Origin of the sequence: Streptomyces sp. NBC_00442 (assembly GCF_036014195.1) — a bacterium.
GTDB lineage: Bacteria > Actinomycetota > Actinomycetes > Streptomycetales > Streptomycetaceae > Streptomyces.
Window position 1 is genome coordinate 2,968,087 of the sequence record NZ_CP107918.1, and the last position, 26,547, is coordinate 2,994,633.

Here is a 26,547-nt window from a genome sequence, read left to right on the forward strand (position 1 = left end):
GGAGGGAAGCCGGTCGCTCCCTCCCCCGAACCGCTCGTCCCCCGTTACCGGCTTACTTGTTGGAGTTGGCCGCCGCGATCAGCGCGTCCTTGGTCACCGCACCCACGTACACCTTGCCGTTGTCCGTGATCAGGGCGTTGACCAGGCGGGTCTTGAAGACCGTGCCCGTGCCGAACGAGCCGGACGCCTTGTCGCCGAGGGAGTCGAGGAACTTCTGCGCGTCCCCGCCTCCCTTGCCCTGCTCCGCCTTCGACATGCCCTTGCCGCCGGTGTCGAACGCGGCGATGGCGGTCCAGCCCTTCCCGATCACCTTGGCGTTCTTGCCGTTCTTGACGTCGCCCAGGCCGCCGAGCCCGCCGGGCAGGCTCTGCTCGGGCTTGAACGTCTGCTTCTTGCCGTCGTCCTCGGTGACCTTCGCACCCTTGGGCGGGGTGAAGGTGAAGGTGCTCGCGGACGGCTTCGAGAAGTCGACCTTGGTGAAGCCCGCGTCGACCACGGCCTTGCCGCCCGCGCTCGACGAGAGCGTGAACTTCAGCGGCACACCCGTCTTGGCGTCGACGGCTATGCGGACCGAACCGATCGTCGAACCGGACTGCTTGGGCTTGATCAGGAGCTGGTACGCGTCGTGCCCGGCCACCTGGGCCGTGCCGTCGACCGACACCGCGGTGGTCGGGTCGACGTTCTTCAGGAACTCGTCGGCGAGCGCCTTCGGCGTGGTCGGAACGCCCGCGCCGGGGGTCTTGTCGCCGTGCTCCTTGCTTCCGTGCTCCTTCGCGCCGTGCTCCTTGGCCGCGTCGGCCGCGGAACGCTGCGCGTGGTACGCCTGGTTGGAGCCGCTGTCGTACGCCCAGACGTCGTTGCCGTTGTGGATCAGGCTGTACTCGGCCGCGTCCTCCAGGATGGACACCTTCTGGCGGTCGGGGCCGTCGGCCGCGACGCGCAGGGTGTGGGTGCCCGAGGCGAGCTCGGTGAGCTTGGCCTGCGGTGCGGCCGACTTGTCCGAACCGCCGCCCCTGGGGGCGAGCGAGCCGAGGCTGTCCAGGCCGGGCAGGCCCAGGTCGGTGCTGATCTTCACCGTGCCGGAGAGCTGCTGGGTGTCCGACGCGGCGATCTTCTCGATGAGCTGCTGTGCGCTGATCTTCGGCAGACTGGGGTCACCGGCCGCGGCGAGCGCCGGGACCAGTCCGATGGTCGCGGCCGCCACGCCCGCTACCGCGACCGGGACGATGTAGCGCGCCGCCTTCCGGCGGCCCGCGCCCGGCTCCTGGCCCTCGTCGGTGGCCTGTGCGCTGTCGTTCGGTGCCATGTGTGCCCTACCTCCGTGGTCGGCGGCGTCCGTCCGTCGTGCTCAGTTCCACCCCGCGCCGCCATTCTCACCCGAATTGGTCAGGAGTGGTGATATCCATTCGACCAAAATGCACGGCCCCGCGCGTCAGCCCCCAGGAGCAACCCGGCGTACCTCTCTGGGATGACGGAACCCGGCACCGCCGGTCCCGCCCCGTAGGGGTACCCCGTCACCCGACCGGGCAACATGCCCGAAAGACCCCGTTTGGCGTGAGTGCGGAGCCTCCCGAATCCGTATCCGGAGGTGAGAGCACGTCACACTTCGAAGGGGGTTCGCCATGCTCAGGACCCAGCGCTACGCCGTGGGCACCGTCGCGGGGGCTTTCGTTCTCGCCCTGGCAATCAGCGGCTGCGGCAGCAGCGGCACCGGCTCCGCCCCTGGCCCGTCGGGGAGCTCGACCAGCTCCGCCCGGCCGGCCGCGGCCACCTTGTCCACCGCGAAGGTCGACAAGGTGGGCACGGTCGTCGTCGACGGCAAGGGGTTCGTGCTCTACCGCTTCGACAAGGACACCGCGAAGCCGGCGTCCAAGTCGAACTGCTACGGCACCTGCGCCACCCAGTGGCCGCCCGCCCTCACGACGGGCAGCGTCAATGTGAAGGGCATCGACAGGTCCCTGGTCTCCACGGTCACCCGCGCCGACGGCAGCAAGCAGCTCACCCTCGCCGGCCGGCCGCTCTACCGGTATGCCGAGGACAACGCCCCGCACGAGGCCTCCGGTCAGGGCGTGGGCGGCATCTGGTTCGCGGCCACGCCGACTGGCGCGAAGGCCGCGACCGGCGCCGGCGCCACCTCGGGAGGCGGCTCCGGCTACTGATCAGCCGGCCCGGTGCACGACCGCGTCGCAGAGCTCTTCGAGCGCGGACTTGGCGTACCCCGAGGGCAGCGGCGCGAGGGTGGCCCTCGCCTCCTGCGCGTACCGCACGGTGTCCCTGCGCGCCTGCTCCAGGGCCGGGTGGACGCGCAGCCGGCGCAGCGCCTCCGCGTGCCGTGCGTCGTCGCTGAGGTCGCCGTCGAGCAGCGCCACCAGCTCCAGGTCCTCCGCGCGCCCGTCCTTGGCGGCCCGCGCCCGCAGGTGCAGCACCGGCAGCGTGGGGATGCCCTCGCGCAGGTCGGTGCCCGGGGTCTTGCCGGACTCGTGGGAGTCGCTCGCGATGTCCAGGACGTCGTCGGCGAGCTGGAAGGCGGTGCCCAGGCGCTCGCCGTACTGCGTGAGGATGTCGACGACCGACTCGTCGGCGCCGGACATCATCGCGCCGAACCGGCCGGAGACCGCGACCAGCGAGCCGGTCTTGCCGGCCAGCACGTCGAGGTAGTGGTCGACCGGGTCGCGCCCGTCGCGGGGGCCCGCGGTCTCCAGGATCTGTCCGGTGACGAGCCGTTCGAACGCCTCGGCCTGAATCCGTACGGCCTCGGGGCCGAGATCCGCCAGTATGTGCGACGCGCGCGCGAAGAGAAAATCACCCGTGAGGACCGCGACGGAGTTCCCCCAGCGGGTGTTGGCGCTGTCCACGCCGCGCCGCACGTCGGCCTCGTCCATCACGTCGTCGTGGTACAGCGTCGCGAGGTGGGTGAGCTCGACGACCACGGCCGAGGGCACGACGCCCGGCGAGTAGGGATCACCGAACTGGGCGGCCAGCATCACGATCAACGGCCGGAACCGCTTGCCACCTGCACGGATGAGGTGTTGCGCGGCCTCCGTGATGAACGGGACCTCGCTCTTGGTGGCATCGAGCAGCCCCGCCTCGACAGCTGCCAATCCGGTCTGGACATCGGCTTCAAGTGCCTGGTCCCGCACGCTCAGCCCGAACGGCCCGACGACGGTCACGAGGGGTACTCCTGTCTGCTGACGATCACACGGATTGTCGATGTGTCGCTGCCTTCACTCAAGTCAGCGTATCGGGTCGCTGTTCGATCACCATGGGCGCCTTCCCGTCGCCCCTCGCGCACACTCCCCCGTACCCCGGTATGTTCTTGATCAGCTCATACGATCAGGAGTGGAGCTTTTGTCCGAAACGATGGCTGAGACCCCCGAAGAACCGGCCGCGGACCAGCCGCCGCCGCAGGACGACCACGCCCTTTTCGGTCAGCCCCGCGGCCTGGTCACCCTCTCCGGTCTGGAAGTCTGGGAGCGTTTCTCGTTCCTCGGCATGCAGGCGATCCTCGTCCTGTACTTCGCCGACTCCGTCGCGCACGGCGGCATGGGCATGTCCGCGGGCACCGCGGCCTCCGTGTCGGCCGCGTACGGCACGCTCGTCTATCTGGTCTCCGTCGCGGGCGGCTGGCTCGCCGACCGCATCCTCGGCTCCTACCGCGCGGTCCTGTACGGCGGCATCCTCATCGCCTGCGGCCACTACGCGATGGCCGTGCCCGCCTCGGTGATGACCTGGGTCGGCCTCGGCCTGATCAGCGCGGGCACCGGCCTGCTGAAGCCCAACGTCGCCACCATGGTCGGCAAGCTCTATCGCACCGACGACGAGCGGCGCGACGCCGGATTCGCGCTCTACTACATGGGCATCAACATCGGCGCCTTCCTCGGCCCGCTGGTCACCGGCTGGCTCGGCGACCACGAGGGCTGGCACTGGGGGTTCTCGGCGGCCGCGATCGGCATGACGTTCGGCCTGATCCAGTACGTCCTCGGCCGGCGCCACCTGGCCGGACGCAAGCACGCGGCCGAATACGCCCTGCCGCCCGAGGGCCTGCGCCGCGCGGTGCGCCTGATGGTCCTCGGCGCCGTGATCGTGGCGGCGCTCGCCGTGCTCCTTTCGCTCGGCGGCTGGCTGACGATGGGCCGCTTCGTCGACCTGCTGACGCTGATCTCGGTGATCGCTCCGGTGGTCTACTTCGCGGTGATGTTCGCGAGCCCCCGCGTGAGCGCCGAGGAACGCGGCCGCCTTCGGCCGTACGTGGTCCTGTTCCTGGCCTCGGTCGCCTTCAACTTCATCCTGTTCCAGGCCTACTCGACGATGATGCTGCTGGCCTCCACCAACGCCGAGACGACCATCCTCGGTTTCCACTTCCCGGCCAGCTGGTACGCCTCCGCGCTCGGCGCGTTCGAGGTGGCGCTCGCGCCGGTGGTGGCCGCCGTGTGGGCCCGCATGGGACCGCGCCAGCCGCACGCCTCGAACAAGATCGCCTTCGGTGTCGTCCTGGGCGGCCTGTCGTTCCTGCTGATGGTCCTGCCGACCTCGGGTCACTCCAGCGACACGTACAAGATGGCGGCCTGGTGGATCGTCGGCTCGTACCTGCTGCTCGGACTCGGCGACATCCTGCTCGAAACCTCCGGCATGTCGGCCACCACCAAGCTCGCCCCGCGGGCCTTCTCCAGCCAGACGATGTCGCTCTGGTTCCTCTCCCTCGCGCTGGCCAACGGCATCCAGGCACAGACCGTGAAGGTGTACGGAAAGGTCTCGAACCCGGCGTACTTCGGCGTCAACGGCGCCATCGCGGTGCTCGTCGGCATCGCGGTGATCGTCGCCGCCCCCTGGCTCAAGCGCACCATGCACCCCGTCCACTGAGCACGCACCCTGTTCTCCGAGGTCGTCGCCATGCACATCCGCATCGAATTCCCGTACGAGACGCAGCGCGAGGATGTCCGGATCCCGCTGCCCGACGGCACGCTCCTGTACGCGCGCGTCTGGCGCCCGGTCACCGACGAGCCCGTGCCGGCGCTGCTCGAATACCTCCCCTACCGCCTCACCGACTGGACGGCGCCGCGCGACTGGCAGCGCCACCCCTGGTACGCCGGGCACGGCTACGCCTCCGTACGGGTCGACGTGCGCGGACACGGCTGCTCCCAGGGGCTGCCCGGTGACGAGTACGACGCGACGGAGCTCGCCGACGGTGTCGCGGTCGTCAACTGGCTGGCCCGGCAGCCCTGGTGCACCGGCAAGGTCGGCATGTTCGGCATCTCGTGGGGCGGCTTCAACAGCCTCCAGATCGCCGCGCTCGCGCCCGAACCGCTGAAGGCGATCGTGACGGTCTGCTCGGCCGACGACCGCTACGACAACGACGTGCACTACATGGGCGGTTCGGTGCTCGCCGTGGACATGCACGCCTGGGCGGCGACGATGCTGGCCTTCGTCGCGCGCCCGCCGGACCCCGCGTTCGTCGGGGAAGAATGGCGCGAAATGTGGCTGGAACGGCTCGAAGCGGTGCAGCCGTTCATCCACACCTGGCTCGCCCACCAGACCCGGGACGCCTACTGGAAGCACGGCAGCGTCTGCGAGGATTACGGGGCGATCGACGCGGCCGTCCTCGCGGTGGGCGGCTGGCACGACCCGTACCGCGACACGGTCCTGCGTCTGGTGGAACACCTCCCCGCCGATCGCGTACGCGGTCTCATCGGACCCTGGTCGCACCAGTACCCGGACCGCGGGCTGCCTCCCGGGCCCGCGATCGGCTTCCTCCAGGAGACCCTGCGCTGGTGGGACCACCACCTCAAGGGCGAGGAGACGGGCGTCATGAAGGAGCCGCTGCTGCGCTCCTGGATCAGCGATACGCACCCGCCGGCCACGGTCTACGCGGAGCTTCCGGGGCGCTGGGTGGGCGACCCCGCGTGGCCCTCGCCGCACGTCGCCCCGGTGTCGTACGCGCTGGGCGGCGAGCCGGTCCAGGTGCGCTCGCCGCAGCACACCGGGCTGGACGCCGGGCGCTTCTTCCCCTTCGGCAACGACGCCGACCTGCCTCCGGACCAGCGTGCCGAGGACGCCCACTCGGCCGCCTTCGACTTCCCGGTACCGGCCGACGGCGGCCCCCTGGACATCCTGGGCCGCCCGCGCGTCACCCTCCGCCTGCGCATGGACGTGCCCTTCGGCCAGGCGATCGCGCGCCTGTGCGATGTGGCTCCGGACGGCTCGTCGACGCTGGTCACCCGGGGCGTCCTCAACCTCTCCTCCCGGCACGGCCGGGACCGCGCGGACGCGTGGCCGCTGGGCGCCACGGAAGACGTGGCGTTCCCGCTGAACGGCATCGGGCACGCCTTCCCGCCGGGTCACCGCATCCGGCTCGCGGTGTCCTCGGCGTACTGGCCGTGGATCTGGCCGCAGGCCGACTCGGTGGGCTTCACCCTCGACCCGGCCGGCTCCTCCCTCCAACTCCCCGTACGGGAAAGGACGCCGGACGACACGATCGCCTTCGCCGACCCCGAACAGTCCGAGCCGCTCGGCGTCTCCTACCCGGCCCCGCTGGACGAGCCCCGGCCGGAGCGGCTCGTCGTACGCGACGTGGCGAAGGGCGAGTGGCGCCTCGAAGTCGACCCGCGGTACGGCGGGACCCGGGTGTACCCGGACGGCCTCGAATTCACGGAGGACGCGCAGGAGACGTACGTGATCGAGTCGGACGACCCGCTGTCCGCCCGCACGCGCTCCCAGTGGCACGTGCGGTTGCACCGGCCGGAGCTGGGGTGGGACGTGAGCGTCGACACGCGGTCGGAGATCACGTGCGACGCGGCGGATTTCGTGACGTCGGACGAAGTGGTGTGCCGGGAGGGCGACGAAGTCGTCTTCCACCGCACCTGGCAACGCCGAATCCCCCGCGAAGCGGGCTGACGCCGGACCACCTACCAGGGGCGCGGGGCCGTGACATTGCGCGGCTCCGCCGCGGTGAGCGCGACCGGACGACGCCGGACGAGCGCGACCGGTCGACGCCGGACCACCTACCGAAGGCACAGGGAACCGCGCGGACGGCCCCCGGCGGGTTTCGGGAAGGGGCGGGGCGGGGCGGGGGGAAACTCAGGCCGTCGCGATCGACGCGGCCAGCCTCGGGGACGCGTACGTCGTGCCGCACACGAACCGCATCACCGGCCCGAACGACGCCGCCGCGGGCAACCCCGTGAAGTAGAGCCCCCGCACCGAGGACTGATACCCCGCATCCAGCACCGGCGCCCCCCGTGACGTCAGGAGCCGAGCCCGCACCCCGTGCCCCAGGAAGTCCAGCGCCGCCACGTCCATGCGATACCCCGTCGCCGCCATGACGTGGTCCGCCGACAGCTCCCGCTCGGGCCCCGCACCCCCGCTCAGCGTGAGCACCGGCCGTCCCCCCTCCACCCGGGCCCGTACGATCCGCCGCCCGTCGCTCACCGCGACCCGCCCGGTGAACCGCTCGCGCAGCCACCACGCGCCCAGCGGGCCCAGCACGTTGCGGACCAGGTAGTGCCGGGCGGCGGCGGGCAGATGGCGTACGTGGGTCGCGTGGTTGGAGAGGGCGTACAGCGACCACGCCCTGCCGAAGGGCGAGCCGGGGCTGAACCGGGGCTGCCCGTCCGGCGGCACGCCGAAGCCGACGGCGCCCGCCCGCCGCGCCACGACCCGTACGCTCGCCCCCGCCTCGGCCATCAACACCGCGTTCTCCAGGGCGGATTGACCCGCCCCGACCACCAGCACCTCGCGTCCCGCGAAGCCGGACAGGTCGCGGTGCTGGGCGGCGTGCGAGACGGGCCCGGCCGCGGAGGGCCCGTCGGGTATCGCCTCGGCCAGTTCGCGCGGCATCCGGGCGAGGCCCGTGAGCCCGGTGGCCACGACGACCGCGCGCGCCCCGAAGCTCTCCCCCGAGTCCAGCTTCAGGGCGAACCCGCCGCCCGGCGCCCGGTCCACCGAGACGACCCCGACCCGCTCCAGATCGGGAAAGAGCTTCGCGGCGAACCACTGCCCGTACGCGGCGAAGTCCTCCACCGGTATCAGGTCCCACTCCGATTCCAGGCGCCGCGTGCCGGTGTCCGCGCAGAAGTCCAGCAGTCCGTGGCCCCGCTGCGGCGCGTCGATGACCGAGGCGGCCGGTGTCGACTTGAGGAGCATGCCCGCCGGCATGTGCTCGCGCCAGCTCACCATCGGCGAGCCGAAGATACGGACCGGGACGCCCCGGGCGCGCAGGTGGGCGGCGGCGGACAGACCGAACGGCCCCGCCCCGATGACCGCCACCGGAGATGTCGTCGTACGCGCTGCACTCACTCGCAGTCCCCTCTCGGTTCCCGGGCCCGGCCGAATCCGGCCCCGGACGAACGTCAACAGCGGTGCGCCACCCGCTGGTTCGGCCCGGACGTCATCCGGCCGACGCGCGCCGGGAGCTGCGCCAGAGCCGGTACAGGTGCCGCGCCCCGGGCCGCACGAAGCGGGCCAGCATCGTCAGGAAGGGCCAAGGGTCGTCCCGCGCGATCCAGGCGAGCTCGGTGCCGGCCGGACGGCCGGGCGCGTGCGGGGTGGAGTAGCCGCTGCGCCGGTAGGCGAGCAGCGCGGGCAGATCGATGTTCTCGACCACATAGCGGCGCCCGGCGCACTGTTCGCCCTCCGGCACCCGGCGGCCCGTGAGGTGGAGGTGCTGGGCGCGCACGACATCGACGCCCGCCTCGCTCTCGAAGAGGCGGAACTGGGCGCCCATGCGCGGGTTGAAGTCCAGAAGCTTGTACCGGCCGTCGCGGCGGTCGAAGCGCAGATCGAGGTCGACGATGCCGGTGAACCCGATCCGCTTCACGAACTGCTTGGCCAGCGCGGCCAGTTCGGGGTTGTCGACGACGTACGCACTGGCCGTCATCCCGGCGTGCGGCGGCCAGGACCGCACCTTCACGCCGGTGAACAGCGCGAGCGGCGCGCAGTTCTCGTCGAAGTAGGCGTGCACGATCCAGTCCTCGGCGTGCTCGCGCGGCAGGTACTCCTGGAGGATCACGCCAGGCCGCTCGCCCCAGCGACGGGCCAGCGCGAGCAGGTGCGGCCGGTTCTCGATCCGGGTGGTCCCCGCCACCGCGGGGTTGCGGCGCCGCACGAACGCCTCGCGGTTCTTGGCCACCACCGGGAAGAGCGCGTGCTCGGCGAAGTCCTCGACGTCGGCGTACGTCTCGGGGAAGGCGGCAGCCGGGGACGGCACACCGTGCTCCACGCACAGTTCGTGCAGCCCCTGCTTGCTGGCGAGGCGCCGGGGCAACTCCGGTGCCACGGGCGGGAAGAGGAAGAGGTCCGCGAGCTCCTTCTGGTGCTCGGCGATCAGCACCGCCGCCTCTTCGTCGGTGGGGATCAGAACGGCGGGCCGCCCGATCCGTCTGCCGACGGCGAGCAGCCCGTCGACCAGCGCGGCCGGCTCCTCGGCGCCGGTCGTCGGCCAGGCGAAGGCCCGCGTGAGATAGCGGGAGTGCGCCGCGGGTGTCCTGCGGTCCTCGGTGATCGCGTACATCGGCACACCCAGTCTGCCGAGACTGCGGATGGCGCCGACCCCTCCGTGGTGCAACGGATAGTTCCCGAACTTCACGATCAGTCCGGGCACGTCCCGGTCCGCCCTGAACAGCACGCCACTGCCCGCCACCAGCCCCCCTCGGGACAGAAAGCCCCACAGCCCGACAGGGCGCGCGGCCCCCTCGCCGGTCCCGCCCCGGACACAGACGCTAGGCGGAAACGACCTCCATCGGAGACGGCGTTTCCGGACATTGCGAACTCTTTAGGCACTGCCGCGCCGCGCACCGTCCACGTAACGTGTAGCCCACACCCGTGGAAAGCGAGGCAGGCACCGATGTCCGAGCAGAGCCCGCTCGACGTGGCCGAGGGCGACCCCTTCGGCCCGCACAACCTCCCGTACGGCGTCTTCTCCACGCCGGACCGCCCGGCCGACCGCAGGGTCGGCGTCCGCATCGGCGACCACGTCGTGGACGCGGGGGCGGCGGCGCACGCGCTGGGCTCCCCGTACGCGGCGCTCCTCGCCAAGCCGAGCCTCAACCCGCTGCTCGCGGCGGGGCGCACGGCCTGGCGCGATGTGCGCCGGGCGCTCACCGCCTGGGTGACGGTGCCCGCGCACCGCCCGGTGATAGAGCCCCTGCTGCATCCGCTCGCCGAGGTCGAGATGCACCTTCCGTACGAGGTCGCCGACTACGTCGACTTCTACGCGAGCGAACACCACGCCACCAACGTCGGCCGGATCTTCCGTCCCGACGGCGCGGCGCTCACCCCCAACTGGAAGCACCTGCCCATCGGTTACCACGGCAGGTCCGGCACGATCGTGGTCTCGGGCACGGAGGTGCGCCGCCCCCAGGGCCAGCGCAAGGCCCCCGCAGACCCGGCGCCGGTGTTCGGGCCGTCCGTCAAACTGGACATCGAGGCCGAGGTGGGCTTCGTGGTGGGCACGCCGTCCGCGCTGGGCGAACCGGTGGACCTGGCCTCCTTCGACGACCACGTCTTCGGCCTGTTCCTGCTCAACGACTGGTCGGCGCGGGACATCCAGGCCTGGGAGTACGTGCCGCTCGGCCCCTTCCTCGGCAAGTCCTTCGCGACGTCGGTCTCGGCATGGGTCACCCCCCTCGAAGCCCTGACGGCGGCCCGCGTCGCCCCGCCGGCCCGTGACTTCCCGCTCCTGCCCTACCTGGACGACTCCGCCGAGGAGGTACCGGGCGGGTTCGACCTGCGCATCACGGTCTCGATCAACGGCACGGCCGTCGCGGAGCCGCCGTTCTCCTCGATGTACTGGACGGCCGCGCAGCAGCTGGCCCACATGACGGTGAACGGCGCGTCGCTGCGCACGGGGGACGTGTTCGGCTCGGGCACGGTCAGCGGGCCCGAGCGCGGCCAGCGCGGATCGCTCCTCGAACTGACCTGGAACGGCACGGAGCCGCTGGAACTGCCCGAGGGCAAGCGGACGTTCCTGGAGGACGGCGACGAGGTGACCCTCACGGCCTGGGCGGCCGGCCCGCACGGCGTGCCGGTCGGCCTGGGCGAGGTCCGCGGCCGCGTCACCCCGTCGCCGTAACGGTTCCCCTCCCGGGGGCGCGGCTTCCCTGCGGGGCGGGGCGCGGCTTCCCACACCCCCGGTTCGCCGTCGAGTGCGGGCCGGCGGGGCCGTTCGCGCAGTCCCCCGCGCCCCCTAACCCCGCCTTCGGGTGCGGACCGTGCCCGCCTCTCGCGCAGTTCCCCGCGCCCCTGCGGGGCTGACCTTGGCAGGGTGCCCGGTGCAGGCATACCCAGCCCGTCATGGGGTCCCCCCTGGCCCTCAAGGCCTTGGGGGAGTTTGAGGACGAGCGCACTTCAGGCGCGATACGGGGCCCGGGGCGGAGCCCCAGGGCTTAGGGGGTGTCGGACAGGACGGACAGGACGGCTTCGCCGTACTTCGAGCGCTTGGCCTCCCCCACCCCACTGACCGTGGCAAGCTCCTCCAACGACCCAGGCCGAACCGTCGCGATCTCCCGCAACGTCGCATCGTGGAAGATGACGTACGCCGGAACCCCACCCTCCTTCGCCTGCGCCGCCCGCCACACCCGCAGCGCCTCGAACACGGCAAGCGCCTCGGGCGGCAGGTCGGCCGCGGCCGCGCCGGCCCCGCCCCCGGACTTCTTCGCCGAGCTCCGCCCCGCCCGCACCGGCTTCTCCGGCTCCGTTCGCATCCGGACCTCGCGCCGCCCCCCGAGCACCTCCCCACTCGCCTCGGTCAGCACCAGCGTCCCGTACTCCCCCTCCACCGCGAGCAGCCCCTGCGCGAGCAACTGCCGTGCCACGCCCCGCCATTGGGCTTCCGAGAGGTCCTCCCCGATGCCGAAGACCGACAGCGCGTCATGGTCGAACTGAATGATCTTCGCGGTCCTGCGGCCGAGCAGGATGTCGATGATCTGGCCGGCGCCGAACTTCTGGCCCCGCTCGCGCTGAAGGCGTACGACCGTGGAGAGCACCTTCTGCGCCGCCACCGTGCCGTCCCACGTCTTGGGCGGGGTGAGGCAGGTGTCGCAGTTGCCGCAGTTCTCGGCCGTGGCCTCCTGGCCGAAGTAGCCGAGGAGTTGGGCCCGTCGGCAGGAGGCGGTCTCGCAGAGCGCCAGCATCGCGTCGAGGTGCGCGGCGGCCCGGCGCCGGAACGCCTCGTCGCCCTCGCTGCCCTGGATCATCTTGCGCTGCTGGACGACGTCCTGCAGTCCGTACGCCATCCAGGCCGTCGACGGCATCCCGTCACGCCCGGCACGGCCGGTCTCCTGGTAGTAGCCCTCGACCGACTTGGGCAGGTCGAGGTGGGCGACGAACCGGACGTCCGGCTTGTCGATGCCCATGCCGAACGCGATGGTCGCCACCACCACCAAGCCCTCCTCCCGCAGGAAGCGGGACTGGTTGCCGGCGCGGGTGCCGGCGTCGAGCCCCGCGTGGTACGGGACGGCCTGCACGCCGTTGTCGCTCAGGTACTGCGCGGTCTTCTCGACCGAGGCGCGCGAGAGGCAGTAGACGATGCCCGCGTCGCCGTCGTGCTCCTCCTTGAGGAACGAGAGGAGCTGCTTCTTCGGGTCGCTCTTGGGCACGATCCGGTACTGGATGTTGGGCCGGTCGAAACTGGCCACGAAGTGCCGCGCGTCCGGCATGACGAGGCGCTGGGTGATCTCGCGGTGGGTGGCGTCGGTGGCGGTCGCGGTGAGCGCGATGCGGGGCACGTCGGGCCAGCGCTCGCCGAGCAGGGACAGGGCGAGGTAGTCGGGCCGGAAGTCGTGGCCCCACTGGGCGACGCAGTGCGCCTCGTCGATCGCGAAGACGGAGATCTTGGCGCGGGAGAGCAGGTCGAGAGTGGCCTCCACGCGCAGCCGCTCGGGCGCGAGGTAGAGCAGGTCGAGCTCGCCGGCGAGGAGCTCGGCCTCGACGGTGCGGCGCTCGTCGAAGTCCTGCGTGGAGTTGATGAATCCGGCGCGCACGCCGAGCGCCCGCAGGGCGTCCACCTGGTCCTGCATCAGGGCGATGAGCGGGGAGACCACGACGCCGGTGCCGGGCCTGACCAGCGCGGGGATCTGGTAGCAGAGCGACTTGCCGCCGCCGGTGGGCATGAGGACGAGGGCGTCGCCGCCGGCCACGACGTGCTCGATGACGTCGCCCTGCGCGCCGCGGAAGGCGTCATAGCCGAAGACTCTGTGCAGTGTCGCCAGGGCCTCGCTCTCGGCGCCCATCGTCTGCGTTCCGCCGGTTGCGCTCATCGCTCTGTCCCCCGTACTGGTCCGTCGGCTGCCTCACCCTTCACGCAAGCAACGATAGGCGCCCCCACCGACATCCCACGAAGTTGTCCACAACCCCCGGGGCGGGGACACAAAAGGGCCCCGGCGCCACCCACCCGCGCCGAGGCCCCCTCGCGACAACCCGCTACCGGACGAACACGCTCGCATGGTGCGCCAGGTCGAGGAAGTACTGCGGCGCCACACCGAGCACCAGCGTCACGGCCACCCCCACCCCGATCGTCGTCATCGTGAGCGGCGACGGCACCGCCACCGTCGGCCCGTCCGCCTTCGGCTCGCTGAAGAACATCAGGACGATCACCCGGATGTAGAAGAACGCCGCGACGGCGGAGGAGATCACACCGACCACGACCAGCGCGCCCGCGCCTCCCTCCGCCGCCGCCTTGAACACGGCGAACTTTCCGGAGAACCCGGAGGTCAGCGGGATGCCCGCGAAGGCGAGCAGGAAGACCGCGAAGACCGCCGCCACCAGCGGCGAGCGACGGCCGAGGCCGGCCCACTTGGAGAGGTGCGTCGCCTCGCCGCCCGCGTCCCGCACCAGCGTGACGACCGCGAACGCGCCGATCGTCACGAAGGAGTACGCCCCCAGGTAGAAGAGGACCGAGGAGATGCCGTCCGCGTTGGTGGCGATGACACCGGCCAGGATGAACCCGGCGTGCGCGATCGAGGAGTACGCGAGGAGCCGCTTGATGTCGGTCTGGGTGATCGCGACGACCGCGCCGCCCAGCATCGTGATGATCGCGACGCCCCACATGACCGGCCGCCAGTCCCAGCTCATGCCGGGCAGCACCACGTACAGGAGGCGGAGCAGCGCGCCGAAGGCCGCGACCTTGGTGGCCGCCGCCATGAAGCCCGTGACCGGGGTGGGCGCGCCCTGGTAGACGTCCGGGGTCCACATGTGGAACGGCACCGCGCCGACCTTGAACAGCAGGCCCATCAGGAGCATCGCGCCACCGATGAGCAGCAGCGCGTCGTTGCCCATGGTGCCGGCGAGCGCGGGGTCGACGTTCTGGACCGAGCCGCTGACGACGTCGGCGATCGTGGCGTACGAGACGGAGCCCGCGTAGCCGTACAGGAGCGCGATGCCGAAGAGCAGGAAGGCCGAGGAGAACGCGCCGAGCAGGAAGTACTTGACCGCCGCTTCCTGCGACATGAGCCGCTTGCGCCGGGCAAGCGCGCACAGCAGGTAGAGCGGGAGGGAGAAGACTTCCAGGGCCACGAACAGGGTCAGCAGGTCGTTCGCCGCCGGAAAGACCAGCATCCCGGAGACGGCGAACAGGGCGAGCGGGAAGACCTCGGTCGTGGTGAACCCGGCCTTGAGCGCGGACTTCTCGCTGTCGCTGCCGGGCACGGACGCCGCCTGGGCGGCGAACGAGTCGACCCTGTTGCCGTGGGTCTCCGGGTCGAGGCGGCGCTCGGCGAAGGTGAAGACCGCGACGATGGAGGCGAGCAGGATCGTGCCCTGGAGGAACAGCGCGGGGCCGTCGACCGCGACCGCGCCCATGGCCGCGATGTGTGCCTTGGTGGTGCCGTAGCCGCCGGCCGCGAGGCCGACCACCGCCGCGAAGGCGGCGGCGAGCGCGACCACCGAGAGGAACACCTGCGTGACGTAGCGGGCGCGGCGCGGGACGAAGGCCTCCACGAGGACGCCGATGACCGCCGCGCCCACCACGATCAGCGTGGGCGCGAGCTGCGCGTACTCGATGTGCGGCGCGGGGATCTTGTCCAGCTTTCCCTCGGCCGCCGTGGTCCACAGGCTGTGGACAGCTGATGAGCTCACTTGGCCGCCTCCACCGCAGGGTTGGGGTCCTTCTTGTGTACGTCCGACATCGTGTGCCGCACCGCCGGGTTGACGATGTCCGTCAGCGGCTTCGGGTAGACACCGAGGAAGATCAGCAGCGCGATCAGCGGGGCGACCACGAGCAGCTCGCGGACCTTGAGGTCGGGCATGCCCTGGACCTCCGCCTTGACCGGTCCCGTCATCGTCCGCTGGTAGAGGACGAGGACGTAGAGCGCGGCAAGGACGATGCCGAGGGTCGCGACCACGCCGGCCACCGGATAGCGGCTGAACGTGCCGACCAGGACCAGGAATTCACTCACGAACGGAGCGAGGCCCGGCAGGGACAGGGTGGCGAGACCGCCGATCAGGAACGTACCGGCGAGCACCGGCGCGACCTTCTGGACGCCGCCGTAGTCCGAGATGAGGCGGGAGCCACGGCGCGAGATCAGGAAGCCGGCCACCAGCATCAGGGCGGCCGTCGAGATCCCGTGGTTGACCATGTAGAGCGTGGCGCCGGACTGGCCCTGGCTGGTCATCGCGAAGATGCCCATGACGATGAAGCCGAAGTGCGAGATCGACGCGTACGCCACCAGGCGCTTGATGTCGCGCTGGCCGACCGCGAGCAGCGCCCCGTAGATGATGCTGATCACGGCGAGCACCACGATCACCGGCGTCGCCCACTTGCTGGCCTCCGGGAAGAGCTGGAGGCAGAAGCGCAGCATCGCGAAGGTGCCGACCTTGTCGACGACCGCGGTGATCAGGACGGCGACCGGCGCGGTGGCCTCGCCCATCGCGTTGGGCAGCCAGGTGTGCAGCGGCCACAGCGGGGCCTTCACCGCGAAGGCGAAGAAGAAGCCGAGGAACAGCAGGCGTTCGGTGTTGGTCGCCATGTGGAGCGAGCCGCTCGCGCGGGCCGCGGCGATCTCGTTCAGCGAGAACGAGCCGGCCACCACGTACAGACCGATGACGGCGGCCAGCATGATGAGCCCGCCGACCAGGTTGTAGAGCAGGAACTTGACGGCCGCGTAGGAGCGTTGGGTCGCCGCAGCCTCGTCGCCCTGTGCGTGGGCCCGGTCGCCGAAACCGCCGATGAGGAAGTACATCGGGATGAGCATGGCTTCGAACAGGATGTAGAAGAGGAAGACGTCGGTGGCCTCGAAGGAGAGCACCACCATCGCCTCGACGGCGAGGATCAGGGCGAAGAAGCCCTGGGTGGGCCGCCAGCGACTGCTGTGGGTCTCCAGGGGGTCGGCGTCGTGCCAGCCGGCCGCGATGATGAACGGGATGAGCAGCGCGGTGAGCCCGATGAGGGCGACCCCGATGCCGTCGACGCCCAGTTCGTAGCGGACTCCGAAGTCCTTGATCCAGGCGTGGGATTCGGTCAACTGGTAGCGGGCGCCGCCCGGTTCGAAGCGGACGAGCTGGATCGCGGCGAGCACCAGGGTGCCGACCGAGACCAGGAGCGCCAGCCACTTGGCGGCGGTGCGCCGTGCCGCCGGGACGGCCGCGGTGGCGACGGCGCCGAGCGCCGGGAGGGCGGCCGTGGCGGTGAGGAGGGGGAAGGACATTGCGTTACACCGCCCTCATCAGCAGAGTCGCGGCGATGATCACCACAGCACCTCCGAACATCGAGACCGCGTAGCTGCGGGCGAAGCCGTTCTGCAGCTTGCGCAGGCGGCCGGAGAGCCCGCCGACCGAGGCGGCGGTTCCATTGACGACTCCGTCGACCAGGCTGTGGTCGAGGTAGACGAGCGAGCGGGTGAGGTGTTCGCCACCGCGGACCAGGACCACGTGGTTGAAGTCGTCCTGGAACAGGTCGCGGCGGGCGGCCCGGGTGAGCAGCGAGCCGCGCGGGGCGACGGCCGGCACGGGCTTGCGGCCGTACTGGGCGACCGCGAGGCCCACGCCGATCAGCAGGCAGACCATGGTGGCCGCGGTGACCGTCCACTCCCCCACCGGCGAGTCGCCGTGGCTGAAGGAGGTGACCGGCTCCAGCCACTTCACGAAGCGGTCGCCGATGCCGAAGATGCCGCCGGCGAAGACCGATCCGAAGGCGAGGACGATCATGGGGATCGTCATGGTCTTCGGGGACTCGTGCGGATGCGGTTCGGCGTGGGCGCCGTGCGTCTCGGCGGCGGGCTCCACGCCCGGCTCGGCCGGCGATGCGGTCTTCGCGTTCTTCCAGCGCTCCTCGCCGAAGAAGGTCAGCACCATCACACGCGTCATGTAGTACGCGGTGATCGCGGCGCCGAGCAGGGTGACCGCGCCGAGGATCCAGCCCTCGGTGCCGCCCTTGGCGAACGCCGCCTCGATGATCTTGTCCTTGGAGAAGAATCCCGAGAGACCCGGGAAGCCGATGATCGCCAGGTAGCCGAGGCCGAAGGTGACGAAGGTGACCGGCATGTACTTCCGCAGGCCCCCGTACTTGCGCATGTCGACCTCGTCGTTCATGCCGTGCATGACCGAGCCGGCGCCGAGGAAGAGCCCGGCCTTGAAGAAGCCGTGCGTCACCAGGTGCATGATCGCGAAGACGTAGCCGATCGGGCCGAGGCCGGTGGCCAGGACCATGTAGCCGATCTGCGACATCGTCGAACCCGCGAGGGCCTTCTTGATGTCGTCCTTCGCGCAACCGACGATCGCACCGAACAGGAGCGTGACCGCGCCGATGACCACGACGACCGTCTGGACGTCGGGCACCGCGTTGAAGACCGCGCCGGAGCGGGTGATCAGGTAGACGCCCGCGGTCACCATGGTCGCCGCGTGGATGAGGGCCGAGACCGGGGTCGGGCCCTCCATCGCGTCACCGAGCCAGGACTGGAGCGGGACCTGCGCCGACTTGCCGCAGGCCGCGAGCAGCAGCATCAGGCCGATCGCGGTGTCTCGGCCCGAGCTCGCCTGGCCGGCCCCGCCGAGGACGGTGGAGAAGGCGAAGGAGCCGAACGTCGTGAACATCACCATGATGGCGATGGATAGCCCCATGTCGCCGACCCGGTTGACCAGGAAGGCCTTCTTCGCGGCGGTCGCCGCGCTGGGCTTGTGCTGCCAGAAGCCGATGAGCAGGTAGGACGCGAGGCCCACGCCTTCCCAGCCGACGTACAGCAGAAGGTAGTTGTCGGCGAGGACCAGGAGCAGCATCGCCGCGAGGAACAGGTTCAAGTAGCCGAAGAAGCGCCGGCGGTTCTCGTCGTGCTCCATGTAGCCGATCGAGTAGATGTGGATCAGCGTGCCCACACCGGTGATCAGCAGGACGAAGGTCATCGACAGCTGGTCGAGCTGGAAGCCGACGTTGGCCTGGAAGCCCTCGACAGGGATCCAGCTGAACAGGTGCTGGGTCGCCGTCCGCTTGTCGGCGGCGCGGCCCAGCATGTCGAAGAAGAGCACCGCGCCGATGACGAAGGACGCGGCCGCGAGCAGGGTGCCGATCCAGTGGCCGGCCCGGTCGAGGCGCCGGCCGCCGCACAACAGGACGGCCGCTCCGAGCAGGGGCGCCGCGATGAGCAGCGCGATGAGGTTCTGTGTGTTTCCCACGGTTGCAGCGACCCCTTACAGCTTCATCAGGCTGGCGTCGTCGACCGAGGCCGAGTGGCGGGAACGGAAGAGCGACACGATGATCGCGAGTCCGACCACGACCTCCGCGGCGGCGACGACCATCGTGAAGAACGCGATGATCTGGCCGTCGAGGTTGCCGTGCAGCCGGGAGAAGCAGACGAAGGCGAGGTTGCAGGCGTTGAGCATCAGCTCGACGCACATGAAGACCACGATCGCGTTCCGCCTGATGAGCACCCCGGCGGCGCCGATGGTGAACAACAGGGCTGCCAGATAGAGGTAGTTCACCGGGTTCACTTGGCGGCCTCCTCTTGGTCGCGCCCGAGGTCGTGGTCGCGCCCGGCATCGCTGCCGTGCCCTGAGTCGTTGCCCCGGCCGAGCCGGCCTTCCGAGCGCTGCTCCAGTGCCTTGAGGTCGGCGAGCGCCTCCCTCGACACGTCGCGGATCTGGCCGCGGCCGCGGAGCGTCTGGTTGACGGTGAGCTCGGAGGGGCTGCCGTCGGGAAGCAGGCCCGCGATGTCCACCGCGTTGTGCCGGGCGTAGACGCCGGGGGCGGGCAGCGGGGGCAGGTGCTTGCCGCGTACGCGCTCCTCGGACATCTCGCGCTGGGTCTTGGCGCGCTCGGTGCGCTCCCGGTGGGTGAGCACCATCGCGCCGACCGCCGAGGTGATCAGCAGGGCGCCGGTGATTTCGAAGGCGAAGACGTACTTGGTGAAGATGAGGGTCGCGAGGCCCTCCACGTTGCCGTTGGCGTTGGCCTGGCCGAGCCCGTTGAAGCTCTTCAGGGAGGCGTTGGCGATGCCCGCGATCAGGAGCACCCCGAAGCCGAGCCCGCAGGCCGCGGCCCACCAGCGCTGGCCCTTGATGGTCTCCTTCAGCGAGTCGGCGGCGGTGACGCCGACCAGCATGACGACGAAGAGGAACAGCATCATGATCGCGCCGGTGTAGACGACGATCTGGACGACGCCCAGGAAGTACGCCCCGTTGGCGAGGTAGAACACCGCGAGGATGATCATGGTTCCGGCGAGGCACAGCGCACTGTGCACGGCCTTCTTCATGAGGATCGTGCACAGGGCGCCGATCACGGCGACCGTGCCGAGCACCCAGAACTGGAAGGCCTCGCCGGTGGAGGTGTGCGAGGCCGCCGCGGCGAGCAGCTCGGTGGGCGCGCTCATGCCCCCACCGCCTTGCCGGACGCCGGCTCGTCGTCACCGAAGGTGGAGGCGCCCTCCTGGGGCCGCTCCCCCTTGCTGAGCGCGACCTGGCGGACGGTGCCGGGCGCGGCCTCGGTGACCAGGCCGCGGTAGTAGTCCTGCTCGTCCATCCCCGGGAAGATCGCGTGCGGGCTGTCGACCATGGTGTCGTCGAGGCCGGCGAGGAGCTGTTCCTTGGTGTAGATCAGGTTCTCGCGCGAGGAGTCGGCCAGTTCGAACTCGTTGGTCATCGTGAGCGCCCGGGTGGGGCAGGCCTCGATGCACAGGCCGCACAGGATGCAGCGGGCGTAGTTGATCTGGTAGACGCGGCCGTAGCGTTCGCCCGGCGAGTAGCGCTCCTCTTCCGTGTTGTCGGCGCCCTCCACATAGATGGCGTCGGCGGGACAGGCCCAGGCGCACAGCTCGCAGCCGATGCACTTCTCCAGGCCGTCGGGGTGCCGGTTGAGCTGGTGGCGGCCGTGGAAGCGCGGCGCGGTGACCTTCTGCTGTTCCGGGTACTGCTCGGTCAGCCGCTTCTTGAACATGGCCTTGAAGGTCACGCCGAAGCCGGCCACCGGGTTGAGGAACGTGTCCTGCGACCCCTGCGGCTCCTGTGACTTGTGCGACCCGGCCGGGTTCTTCCCGGCCTTCGCCGGGGCCTTGCTCGAAGACTTGCTCAATGACTTGTCGGATGGCGTGTCAGACACCGTCGCCCTCCCTTCCTTCTCCGTCACTCTGAGTATCCGCCCCACCACTGACAATCAACTCGCGCTCCTGGCGCGGCCGTCGGCGGGGTACGGGCGGAAGGGTCTGACCGGGCAGCGGCGGCACCGGGAATCCCCCGGCCATCGGGTCGAAGGCGGCGGGCGGCGTCTGCGCCTGCTCGTCCTCCTTCTTGCTCCGGAACACGTCCACGACGAAGGAGAGCAGCAGCAGCGCGACGACGGCACCGCCGACGTACAGCACGATCTTCGAGAAGCCGTAGCCCTCGTTGTGCAGCGCCCGTACGGTCGCGACCATCATCAGCCAGACCACGGAGACCGGGATGAGGACCTTCCACCCCAGCTTCATCAGCTGGTCGTAGCGGACCCGGGGCAGCGTGCCGCGCAGCCAGATGAAGAAGAAGAGCAGCAGCTGGACCTTGATGACGAACCAGAGCATCGGCCACCAGCCGTGGTTCGCACCCTCCCAGAACGTGCTGATCGGCCAGGGGGCACGCCAGCCGCCGAGGAAGAGGGTGACCGACACGGCCGAGACGGTGACCATGTTGACGTACTCGGCGAGCATGAACATCGCGAACTTGATGGACGAGTACTCGGTGTTGAACCCGCCGACCAGGTCGCCCTCGGACTCCGGCATGTCGAACGGCGCCCGGTTGGTCTCGCCGACCATCGTGACGATGTAGATGATGAACGAGACCGGCAGCAGCACGATGTACCAGCGGTCGCCCTGCGCCTCCACGATCTTCGAGGTCGACATCGACCCCGAGTAGAGGAACACCGAGGCGAACGCCGCGCCCATCGCGATCTCGTAGGAGATCATCTGCGCGCAGGAGCGCAGGCCGCCGAGGAGCGGGTACGTGGAGCCGGACGACCAGCCCGCGAGGACGATGCCGTAGATGCCGACCGAGGCGACGGCCAGGATGTACAGCATGGCGATCGGCAGGTCGGTGAGCTGCATCGTGGTGCGGTGACCGAAGATCGACACCTCGTTGCCGGCGGGCCCGAACGGGATCACGGCGATCGCCATGAACGCGGGGATCGCGGCGATGATCGGGGCCAGGACGTAGACGACCTTGTCGGCCCGCTTGACGATGACGTCTTCCTTCAGCATCAGCTTGATGCCGTCGGCGAGCGACTGGAGCATGCCCCACGGGCCGTGCCGGTTGGGGCCGATGCGCAGCTGCATCCAGGCGACGACCTTGCGCTCCCACACGATGGAGAACAGCACGGTCACCATCAGGAACGCGAAGCAGAAGACGGCCTTGACGACGACGAGCCACCAGGGGTCGCGGCCGAACAGGGAGAGGTCCTCCGCAGCGAGCGTGATCACGCCTCCACCACCTCCGAGGGGGCATCCGTAACGGCCGGTCCGATGCGGACGACCTGTCCGGGGACCGCGCCGGTGTCGGCGGCGACCCCGCCGCCGACGGAGTTCAGCGGCAGCCACACCACCCGGTCGGGCATGTCGCTGATCCGGAGCGGGAGGCGGACGGTGCCGGCCGGTCCCGCGACCTGGAGCAGGTCGCCGTCCTTGACGCCGGACTCGGCCGCGGTGTCCGCCGAGAGCCGGGCCACGGCCGCGTGCCGGGTGCCGGCCAGCGCCTCGTCGCCCGCCTGGAGCGAGCCCTGGTCGAGCAGCATCCGGTGACCGGCGAGGACCGCTTCGCCCTCGGCGGGCCGGGGCAGCGCCAGCGCCGTCTCCAGGGGCTCGCTCGCGCGCGGCCCGTCCCAGGTGCCGAGCCGCGTCATCTCGCGCCGCACGGCGTGGACGTCGGGCAGGGCGAAGGTGCCGCCGTCGGCGCCGGTGGCGCCCGCGACCGCGTCGGCCAGCATGTGCAGGACCCGCGCGTCCGTGGGCGCCAGGGTGCGGGTCATCTGCTCCGGCTTGAGCGCGGCCTCGAACAGGCGCGCCCTGCCTTCCCAGGTGAGGAAGGTGCCGGACTTCTCGGTGACGGACGCGACGGGGAAGACCACGTCGGCTTGGGCGGTGACCGCGCTCGGCCGCAGTTCGAGGCTGACCACGAAGGCGCCTTCGAGGGCCTGACGTGCGCGCGCCGGGTCCGGCAGGTCGGCCGGGTCGACGCCCGCGACGAGCAGCGCGCCCAGTTCGCCGGTGACGGCGGCCTCGACGATCTGACCGGTGTCGCGGCCGTAGCGGTGCGGGAGTTCGCGTACGCCCCAGGCGTCCGCGACCTCCTCGCGGGCCCGCGGGTCGGTGGCCGGGCGGCCGCCGGGCAGCAGCGACGGGATCGCGCCCGCCTCCACCGCGCCGCGCTCGCCGGCCCGGCGCGGGATCCACACCAGGTCGGCGCCGGTCGCAGCAGCCGCGCGCACCGCGGCGGTCAGCGCGCCGGGCACGCCCGCGAGCCGCTCGCCGACGATGAGGACGGCGCCCGGGGCTCGCAGCGCCTCGGCCGCCTTCGCGCCGTCGTCGTCCAGGCCGACGCCGCCCGCGAGCGCGTCGAGCCACTCGGTCTCGGTGCCGGGTGCGGCGGGCAGCAGGGTGCCGCCCGCCTTCGCGAGGCCCCGCGTCATGTGGGTGGCGAGCGAGAAGGTGCGCTGGCCGTGCTTGCGCCAGGCCTTGCGCAGCCGCAGGAAGACGCCGGGCGCCTCCTCCTCCGACTCGAACCCCACCAGGAGGACGGCCGGTGCCTGCTCCACGGACGCGTAGGTCGCGCCCCGCCCGTCGAGGTCACGGCCGCGGCCCGCGACACGGGCGGCCAGGAAGTCGGCCTCCTCCGCGGAGTGCGTACGGGCCCGGAAGTCGACGTCGTTGGTGTCGAGGACGGTCCGCGCGAACTTGGCGTAGGCGTACGCGTCCTCGACGGTGAGCCGTCCGCCGGCGAGCACCCCGGCCCGGCCGCGCGCGGCGGCGAGCCCCACGGCCGCCGCCTGAAGCGCCTCGGGCCAGCTAGCCGGTTCGAGGTCGCCGTCGGCGTTGCGCACCAACGGCGTGGTCAGCCGGTCGTGCTGCTGCCCGTAGCGGAAGGCGAACCTGCCCTTGTCGCAGATCCACTCCTCGTTGACCTCGGGGTCCTCGGCCGCGAGGCGCCGCATGACCTTGCCGCGCCGGTGGTCGGTGCGGGTCGCGCAGCCGCCCGCGCAGTGCTCGCACACCGACGGCGACGACACCAGGTCGAAGGGGCGCGAGCGGAAGCGGTACGCGGCCGAGGTCAGCGCGCCGACCGGGCAGATCTGGATGGTGTTCCCGGAGAAGTACGACTTGAACGGGTCGCCCTCGCCGGTGCCGACCTGCTGGAGCGCGCCCCGCTCGATCAGCTCGATCATCGGGTCGCCGGCGATCTGGTTGGAGAACCGGGTGCAGCGGGCGCACAGCACACAGCGCTCGCGGTCCAGGAGCACCTGGGTGGAGATCGGGACCGGCTTCTCATAGGTGCGCTTCTTGCCTTCGAAACGCGAATCCGCGGAGCCGACCTGCATCGCCTGGTTCTGCAGGGGGCATTCGCCGCCCTTGTCGCAGACCGGGCAGTCCAACGGGTGGTTGATGAGCAGGAGTTCCATCACTCCGCGCTGGGCCTTCTCGGCGACCGGCGAGGAGAGCTGGGACTTGACCACCATGCCGTCGGTGCAGGTGATGGTGCAGGACGCCATCGGCTTGCGCTGGCCCTCGACCTCGACGATGCACTGGCGGCAGGCGCCGGCCGGGTCGAGCAGGGGGTGGTCGCAGAACCTCGGGATCTCGATGCCGAGCTGTTCGGCGGCGCGGATCACCAGGGTGCCCTTGGGGACGCTGATGCCGACGCCGTCGATGGTCAGCGAGACGAGATCCTCCGGCGGCACGGCCGCCTCGCCGCCCCCGGAGGAAGCGCTACTCGTCGTCACAGTCATGCGGTCACCTCCGTGCTGTCGTCCGCCCAGGCGGTGGACCTGGCGGGGTCGAAGGGGCAGCCCTTGCCCGTGATGTGCTGCTCGTACTCGTCGCGGAAGTACGTGAGCGAGGAGAAGATCGGCGAGGCGGCGCCGTCGCCGAGCGCGCAGAACGACTTGCCGTTGATGTTGTCGGCGATGTCGTTGAGCTTGTCGAGGTCGTCCATCGAGCCCTTGCCGGCCTCGATGTCGCGCAGCAACTGGACCAGCCAGTACGTTCCTTCTCGGCAGGGCGTGCACTTGCCGCAGGACTCGTGGGCGTAGAACTCGGTCCAGCGGGTGACCGCCCGCACCACGCAGGTGGTCTCGTCGAAGCACTGGAGCGCCTTGGTGCCCAGCATCGAGCCGGCCGCGCCCACTCCTTCGTAGTCGAGGGCCACGTCGAGGTGTTCGTCGGTGAACATCGGCGTCGAAGAGCCGCCCGGCGTCCAGAACTTGAGGCGGTGGCCCTTGCGCATCCCGCCGCTCATGTCGAGCAGCTGGCGCAGCGTGATGCCGAGCGGCGCCTCGTACTGGCCGGGGCTCGTGACGTGCCCGCTGAGCGAGTACAGCGTGAAGCCCGGGGACTTCTCGCTTCCCATCGACTTGAACCAGTCCTTGCCCCGGTTCAGGATCGCGGGAACCGACGCGATGGATTCGACGTTGTTCACCACAGTGGGGCACGCGTACAGACCGGCCACAGCGGGGAAGGGGGGTCGCAGCCGGGGCTGGCCGCGACGGCCTTCGAGGGAGTCGAGGAGTGCGGTCTCCTCGCCGCAGATGTACGCGCCGGCGCCCGCGTGCACGGTGAGTTCGAGGTCCAGACCGCTGCCGAGGATGTCCTTGCCGAGGAAGCCCGCCTCGTACGCCTCGCGCACGGCCTCGTGCAGCCGCCGCAGGACGGGGACGACTTCGCCGCGCAGATAGATGAAGGCGTGCGAGGAGCGGATCGCGTAACAGGCGATCACGATGCCCTCGATGAGGGAGTGCGGGTTGGCGAAAAGGAGCGGGATGTCCTTGCAGGTCCCCGGCTCGGATTCGTCGGCGTTGACGACGAGGTAGTGCGGCTTGCCGTCGCCCTGCGGGATGAACTGCCACTTCATCCCGGTGGGGAAGCCGGCGCCGCCGCGGCCGCGCAGACCGGAGTCCTTGACGTACGCGATGAGGTCGTCCGGCGTCATGGCGAGCGCCTTGCGCAGGCCCTCGTAGCCGTCGTGTCGCCGGTAGGTGTCCAGGGTCCACGATTCGGGCTGGTCCCAGAAGGCGGAGAGGACGGGTGCCAGGAGCTTTTCCGGGCTCCCGTTGCCGTTTCCTTCGATCTCGGTGGCCAAGGTCATCACTCCCCCTCCTCGGAGACCGGGCCCGCCGGGTGCTCGGGGTCGGAGGCCGAGGTCTGCTGCGGTGCGTCGTGCGAGCTCAAGTGGTGCGAGCCCGGCTGGGGCCGGTCGTGCGTGTCCTGGCCGCCGCGCGGGTGCACCACGCGCGCGCCCGGCGTCTCGCCCTTGGCGAGCCGCAGTCCGGCGAGCGAGGCGGGGCCGGCGCCGCCGGTCGCGGCGACCGCGCCGGGGCGCTCGTCGGGGAAGCCGGCCAGGATGCGCGCGGTCTCCTTGTACGTGCACAGGGGCGCGCCCCTGGTCGGCTCGACGGGGCGGCCGGCGCGCAGGTCGTCGACGAGGCGCTTGGCGCTCTCGGGGTCCTGGTTGTCGAAGAACTCCCAGTTGACCATCACGACGGGTGCGAAGTCGCAGGCGGCGTTGCACTCGATGTGTTCGAGCGTGACCTTGCCGTCGTCGGTGGTCTCGTTGTTGCCGACCCCCAGGTGCTCCTTCAGCTCCTCGAAGATGGCGTCGCCGCCCATCACCGCGCAGAGCGTGTTGGTGCAGACGCCGACCTGGTACTCGCCGGACGGCTTGCGCCGGTACATGGAGTAGAAGGTGGCGACCGCGGTGACCTCGGCCGTCGTCAGCTCCAGGAGGTCCGCGCAGAAGGCCATGCCGGTGCGCGAGACGTATCCCTCCTCCGCCTGGCAGAGGTGGAGCAGCGGCAGCAGCGCGGAGCGGCTGTCGGGGTAGCGGGCGACGATCTCCTTGCCGTCCGCTTCGAGGCGGGCGCGCACATCGGCCGGGTAGCCGGGCGCGGGCAGTTGGGGCATGCCC

The 26,547-nt window shown here is 70.8% G+C and carries 19 protein-coding genes; 4 read left to right on the plus strand and 15 right to left on the minus strand.

All coding sequences use genetic code 11. The features are described from left to right. Window positions 1-52: 52 nt before the first annotated feature. The gene (locus OG432_RS13350; protein ID WP_328311081.1) at window positions 53-1,306 is read right to left on the minus strand and encodes a LolA family protein; all 1,254 of its coding nucleotides are present in this window, start codon (window positions 1,304-1,306) and stop codon (window positions 53-55) included. A gap of 316 nt (window positions 1,307-1,622) precedes the next feature. On the opposite strand from OG432_RS13350, the gene OG432_RS13355 reads away from it, so the two are divergent. Next, window positions 1,623-2,159, plus strand: coding sequence for a COG4315 family predicted lipoprotein (locus OG432_RS13355; protein WP_328311083.1), 537 nt, complete (start codon window positions 1,623-1,625; stop codon window positions 2,157-2,159). Here OG432_RS13355 and OG432_RS13360 read toward each other — a convergent pair whose 3' ends face one another. Next, window positions 2,160-3,170 carry a polyprenyl synthetase family protein gene (locus OG432_RS13360; protein WP_328311085.1) on the minus strand — a complete coding sequence of 337 codons (1,011 nt, stop codon included), beginning with the start codon at window positions 3,168-3,170 and terminating at the stop codon, window positions 2,160-2,162. Window positions 3,171-3,360: 190 nt separating this feature from the next. On the opposite strand from OG432_RS13360, the gene OG432_RS13365 reads away from it, so the two are divergent. After that, window positions 3,361-4,860: a peptide MFS transporter gene (locus OG432_RS13365; protein WP_443058381.1), complete on the plus strand. Its 1,500-nt coding sequence runs from the start codon at window positions 3,361-3,363 to the stop codon at window positions 4,858-4,860. A gap of 30 nt (window positions 4,861-4,890) precedes the next feature. Continuing rightward, window positions 4,891-6,891, plus strand: coding sequence for a CocE/NonD family hydrolase (locus OG432_RS13370; RefSeq protein WP_328311089.1), 2,001 nt, complete (start codon window positions 4,891-4,893; stop codon window positions 6,889-6,891). Window positions 6,892-7,074: 183 nt separating this feature from the next. Here the strand turns inward: OG432_RS13370 and OG432_RS13375 are convergent, their stop codons facing one another. Further along, window positions 7,075-8,295, minus strand: coding sequence for an FAD-dependent oxidoreductase (locus OG432_RS13375; protein ID WP_443058570.1), 1,221 nt, complete (start codon window positions 8,293-8,295; stop codon window positions 7,075-7,077). A gap of 85 nt (window positions 8,296-8,380) precedes the next feature. Continuing rightward, window positions 8,381-9,631: a carboxylate--amine ligase gene (locus tag OG432_RS13380; protein ID WP_443058382.1), complete on the minus strand. Its 1,251-nt coding sequence runs from the start codon at window positions 9,629-9,631 to the stop codon at window positions 8,381-8,383. A 204-nt stretch (window positions 9,632-9,835) separates the two neighbouring features. Here OG432_RS13380 and fahA point away from each other — a divergent pair, with 204 nt between their 5' ends. Then, a complete protein-coding gene (fahA, locus tag OG432_RS13385) occupies window positions 9,836-11,062 on the plus strand; it encodes a fumarylacetoacetase (RefSeq protein WP_328311093.1) in 1,227 nt (408 codons plus the stop codon). 313 nt (window positions 11,063-11,375) lie between these two features. Here fahA and recQ read toward each other — a convergent pair whose 3' ends face one another. The 11 genes from recQ to nuoE all read right to left on the minus strand — a co-directional run bounded on the left by recQ (window position 11,376) and on the right by nuoE (window position 26,543). Next, entirely contained in the window at window positions 11,376-13,247 is a 1,872-nt protein-coding gene (gene recQ / locus OG432_RS13390; protein ID WP_328311095.1) for a DNA helicase RecQ, read from the minus strand. A 163-nt stretch (window positions 13,248-13,410) separates the two neighbouring features. After that, the gene (gene nuoN, locus OG432_RS13395) at window positions 13,411-15,063 is read right to left on the minus strand and encodes an NADH-quinone oxidoreductase subunit NuoN (RefSeq protein WP_328311097.1); all 1,653 of its coding nucleotides are present in this window, start codon (window positions 15,061-15,063) and stop codon (window positions 13,411-13,413) included. After that, window positions 15,060-16,631: an NADH-quinone oxidoreductase subunit M gene (locus OG432_RS13400; RefSeq protein ID WP_328311099.1), complete on the minus strand. Its 1,572-nt coding sequence runs from the start codon at window positions 16,629-16,631 to the stop codon at window positions 15,060-15,062. The genes nuoN and OG432_RS13400 overlap by 4 nt, the downstream gene beginning before the upstream one ends. A 4-nt stretch (window positions 16,632-16,635) precedes the next feature. Further along, window positions 16,636-18,591, minus strand: coding sequence for an NADH-quinone oxidoreductase subunit L (gene nuoL / locus OG432_RS13405; protein ID WP_328311101.1), 1,956 nt, complete (start codon window positions 18,589-18,591; stop codon window positions 16,636-16,638). Between the two features lie 15 nt (window positions 18,592-18,606). Further along, window positions 18,607-18,906 (minus strand): NADH-quinone oxidoreductase subunit NuoK, encoded by a 300-nt coding sequence (nuoK, locus tag OG432_RS13410; protein WP_100578793.1) that lies wholly within the window; start codon window positions 18,904-18,906, stop codon window positions 18,607-18,609. Next, the gene (locus OG432_RS13415; protein ID WP_328311106.1) at window positions 18,903-19,784 is read right to left on the minus strand and encodes an NADH-quinone oxidoreductase subunit J; all 882 of its coding nucleotides are present in this window, start codon (window positions 19,782-19,784) and stop codon (window positions 18,903-18,905) included. Before OG432_RS13415 ends, nuoK begins: the two co-directional genes overlap by 4 nt. Then, window positions 19,781-20,482: an NADH-quinone oxidoreductase subunit NuoI gene (gene nuoI, locus OG432_RS13420; RefSeq protein ID WP_443058571.1), complete on the minus strand. Its 702-nt coding sequence runs from the start codon at window positions 20,480-20,482 to the stop codon at window positions 19,781-19,783. Before nuoI ends, OG432_RS13415 begins: the two co-directional genes overlap by 4 nt. A gap of 19 nt (window positions 20,483-20,501) precedes the next feature. After that, entirely contained in the window at window positions 20,502-21,854 is a 1,353-nt protein-coding gene (gene nuoH, locus OG432_RS13425) for an NADH-quinone oxidoreductase subunit NuoH (RefSeq protein WP_328311110.1), read from the minus strand. After that, window positions 21,851-24,373 (minus strand): NADH-quinone oxidoreductase subunit G, encoded by a 2,523-nt coding sequence (locus OG432_RS13430; protein ID WP_328311112.1) that lies wholly within the window; start codon window positions 24,371-24,373, stop codon window positions 21,851-21,853. The genes nuoH and OG432_RS13430 overlap by 4 nt, the downstream gene beginning before the upstream one ends. Continuing rightward, window positions 24,370-25,728 carry an NADH-quinone oxidoreductase subunit NuoF gene (nuoF, locus tag OG432_RS13435; RefSeq protein ID WP_328311114.1) on the minus strand — a complete coding sequence of 453 codons (1,359 nt, stop codon included), beginning with the start codon at window positions 25,726-25,728 and terminating at the stop codon, window positions 24,370-24,372. The genes OG432_RS13430 and nuoF overlap by 4 nt, the downstream gene beginning before the upstream one ends. Beyond that, a complete protein-coding gene (gene nuoE / locus OG432_RS13440; RefSeq protein WP_328315093.1) occupies window positions 25,728-26,543 on the minus strand; it encodes an NADH-quinone oxidoreductase subunit NuoE in 816 nt (271 codons plus the stop codon). Before nuoE ends, nuoF begins: the two co-directional genes overlap by 1 nt. Window positions 26,544-26,547: the final 4 nt, after the last annotated feature.